Source organism: uncultured Thiodictyon sp. (genome assembly GCF_903946935.1).
Lineage (GTDB): Bacteria > Pseudomonadota > Gammaproteobacteria > Chromatiales > Chromatiaceae > Thiodictyon.
The window spans coordinates 1-3,140 of record NZ_CAJAXH010000187.1 but is presented as its reverse complement, the minus strand read 5'-3'; the positions used below and the strand labels follow the sequence as shown (position 1 = coordinate 3,140).

3 protein-coding genes and 1 pseudogene are annotated in these 3,140 nt (G+C 56.8%); all 4 read left to right on the top strand.

What is annotated here, in order from left to right:
* Nucleotides 1-164: 164 nt before the first annotated feature.
* Nucleotides 165-476, top strand: a pseudogene (locus QZX93_RS15995) (formylglycine-generating enzyme family protein); the annotation flags it as partial.
* Between the two features lie 244 nt (nucleotides 477-720).
* Nucleotides 721-2,112 carry an AAA family ATPase gene (locus QZX93_RS15990; protein ID WP_295389196.1) on the top strand — a complete coding sequence of 464 codons (1,392 nt, stop codon included), beginning with the start codon at nucleotides 721-723 and terminating at the stop codon, nucleotides 2,110-2,112.
* On the top strand, nucleotides 2,109-2,819 hold the full coding sequence (locus QZX93_RS15985) for a retron system putative HNH endonuclease (protein WP_295389194.1): 711 nt from the start codon (nucleotides 2,109-2,111) through the stop codon (nucleotides 2,817-2,819). Before QZX93_RS15990 ends, QZX93_RS15985 begins: the two co-directional genes overlap by 4 nt.
* 227 nt (nucleotides 2,820-3,046) lie before the next feature.
* Nucleotides 3,047-3,140: transposase DNA-binding-containing protein (locus QZX93_RS15980; RefSeq protein ID WP_295389198.1), on the top strand; the 94-nt coding region annotated here is incomplete at its 3' end.

Genomic DNA, 3,140 nt, shown 5'->3' with positions numbered 1-3,140 from the left:
GTTGACGCTCGCGATCGGTTACGAGGACAGGCGCAGGACGAAGCAAGGGCATCGAAAAAACCAGAGTAGATCACGAAGTTTGCATCTTACAACGCGCTCTTCAGAAACGGTATTAGGATTTTCATCCTGCGGTACTAGGCGACTATGCCTGGTTTGATGCAAACTCCGGCAGTAAGACCCGCCCCGTGGGCAAAAAGCGGTCCAACCGCTGGGGGCTCTATGATATGCACGGCAACGTCTGGGAGTGGGTCCAGGACAATTGGCACAACAGCTATCGAGGTGCCCCAACGGATGGTCACCCCTGGGAAGATGTTGCGGGTCTGGAGCGCGTGGTGCGCCGCGGTAGCTGGATCGGCCATGCCAGGGACTGCCGGTCCGCGCGGCGCGGCCGCTGGGTGCCTAACTTCCGTGGCAGTAATGTGGGGTTCCGCCTGGCTCGAGGTCCCCAGCCCGCCCCGGAGAGGGCAAGCCGGTAGGGAGCGGAGACCTTGGTCATAAGTCCAGCCACTCGCCCATGCCTCCGGCTCAAGAGCGATTTTTTTTCAATCATTTACGGTCATGTCTCCAACGCGGACGGCGCGGCGTTAGCCGGATTTACGATCAAGGCCGCTGCTCGACAACAGTTCTTTCGAGATTGTTGAGCGTGGAGGAGAACAAGCGCCGCTCCTCCGGCTTCACGCCGGCAGGTGCGGAACGTCCATTGAATGGTGAGAAATCCTTATGAGGCTGACTCGACTCACGTTGAAAAATTTTCGCTGCTTCGATACGCTCACCATTGCGTTCGATGAGGATCTGACCGTCCTGATCGCCCCCAACGGACAGGGAAAAACCACTATTCTCGATGCGATCCGCATCGCCTTGTGGCCGTACGTTAACGCTTTTGATGTCGTGAGCGGCACAATGCCTGGGTCCGGTATTGACATTGACGATGTCATGATTCACTCCGCTGGGCAGGCGACTCCTCAAAATATGGAGCCGCGGCTGCCTTCCGTGATATCGGCCAGCGCTGTTATCGGAGGCCAAGAAATTGATTGGTGCCGGTCCCGCGAAAAAGTGAGTGGCGGATCAAAGACGACAACACGGGACGCCAAGCCATTGGCAGAAACTGGGTCTGCGTATCAGTCAAAGATCAGACTCGACGATGAATGCGACAGCGAAACTAGCAAAGAATTTCAGCTTCCTGTCCTTGCATATTACGGCACTGGCCGGCTGTGGATACGGCGCAAATTGACACCGCAGCGCCAGACAAGCAGCAGCGTATTTTCGCGTACCTATGCTTATCTTGGCTGTCTGGACTCCGCATCCGATTATGCGTCTTTCATGGACTGGTTCTTTTATAATTTCACGGGAGACTTTGAGGAAAAAACAAAAAAGTTCGAGCGCGAGGGAATGCTAGGCCTATTCCAGTCCAGTACGCCCTACAGCGAGATCCTGGGGGCTGTTTCCAACTCGGTCGATCAACTCATGAGAGACGCCGGTTGGTCAGGGCTGCGATACAGTCCAGCCAAACAAACATTAGTTATGTCCCACGCCGAGCTCGGCGAATTGAAAGTCGATCAGCTCAGCGACGGGCAACGCAATATGGTCGCGATGGTCGGCGATATTGCTTATCGATGTGTCCGACTGAACCCGCACCTAGGTGCCCGCGCGCCATTGGAGACCGAGGGTATCGTCCTGATCGATGAGATTGACATGCATCTGCACCCACAATGGCAGCAAGTGGTTCTCGCCGGCTTTCAGGAAGCGTTTCCGAAGATCCAGTTCATTGTGACAACGCACAGCCCGCAGGTCCTGACTTCGATCCACAAGGAGCATATTCGCACCTTGGGCAAGAATATCGATGGGGCCTATGTCGCAAGCATGCCACTGGCGGCGTCTTATGGTGAAATCAGCAGCGACGTACTGGAAAGTATCATGCTGGTCGACCCGCAGCCGCCGATCAAGGAAAGGCCGGACCTTAAGCGGCTGGTTGAATTGGTGGATCAGGGGCAATACGAAACCGACGAGGCGAAAGGGCTGCTTGGTCGCCTCAATGACCAACTGCGCCCGGATCACCCGCAATTGCAGCGTGTCGAGCGGAGCATCAGACGCCAGCAGGCACTCAAACGATGAGGGCGATTCGCAAGCGGGGGCAGGGAACCCACGATCTCCAAGTGGCAGATGCCAGGCCGCCGACAACGCCTCATGATGCGAAGACCCGCTGGTCGAGTTTCGGACACAAAGCCGAACTTCAAAAATGCCTCCTGTCCGAACAGTACATGCTGTGCGCCTACTCTGAGATCCGCGCGGATCAGCAAGGGTTCGGATACCACATCGAACACGTCAAACCCAAGAGCCAGTTTCCTGCGGATACCTTTCTCTATAGCAATCTGGTTGCCAGCGCCTTATCAAGTGATGACCTCAAGTCGCTGCTCGACAAAGAAGTATTTGGCGGGCACGCCAAACACAATGAATACGATAGCCAGCGGTTTGTTTCCTGCCTGGACCCTGAGTGCTCGCGTTTCTTCGCCTATCTCTCAGACGGCCGCGTCGAGCCTGCGAACGGGCTCTCAGTGGATGACTACGACAGGGCGCTTTATACCAGGGACCTGCTGAACCTGAACAGCCCATTTCTCGTCAATCGTCGCAGGCGCTGGTGGGACGAACTCGATGCCCTGTTGCAGCAGCATCTCGACGAAGATCAGAGTCTCTACCACCTGGCGGCCGTTGACCTGTTACCGATTAATGGACAGTTGAGCCAATTTTTCACGACCACGCGCCAGTTCTTCGGTCCTGTCGCCGAACAGGTGCTTCAAGATGGAGCCCCCGAACTTCTGTAAGCGTTGCCATCCCTGGCCTGGATTCCGGCGTCCCGGCCGGAATGACGGCTTGCAGCTGGCCGGAACGATGATCAAGGCCCTCGTTGGCATTGGTCACGGTTCCGGCCGCCGACGCTCGGGGCGCAGAGCGCCCAACACATGCGTGACACCGCTAAGCGCATCCGATTACACACAACTTTGAGTGTACGGTATAAAATATCGCCTCCATCATAGTTTCTGGGGGCGGCATGGGCTGGGCAGACGAGGAATTTCTGGCGATCGACCTGGGCGACACGCGCCGCAACGACCGTGCGAAGCGGCTGCTGGAGCGCTTGGCGGAGC

Coding starts and splice junctions, on each gene's coding strand:
- QZX93_RS15990 (WP_295389196.1), top strand. CDS start 721: ATGAGGCTGACTCGACTCACGTTGAAAAATTTTCGCTGCTTCGATACG.
- QZX93_RS15985 (WP_295389194.1), top strand. CDS start 2,109: ATGAGGGCGATTCGCAAGCGGGGGCAGGGAACCCACGATCTCCAAGTG.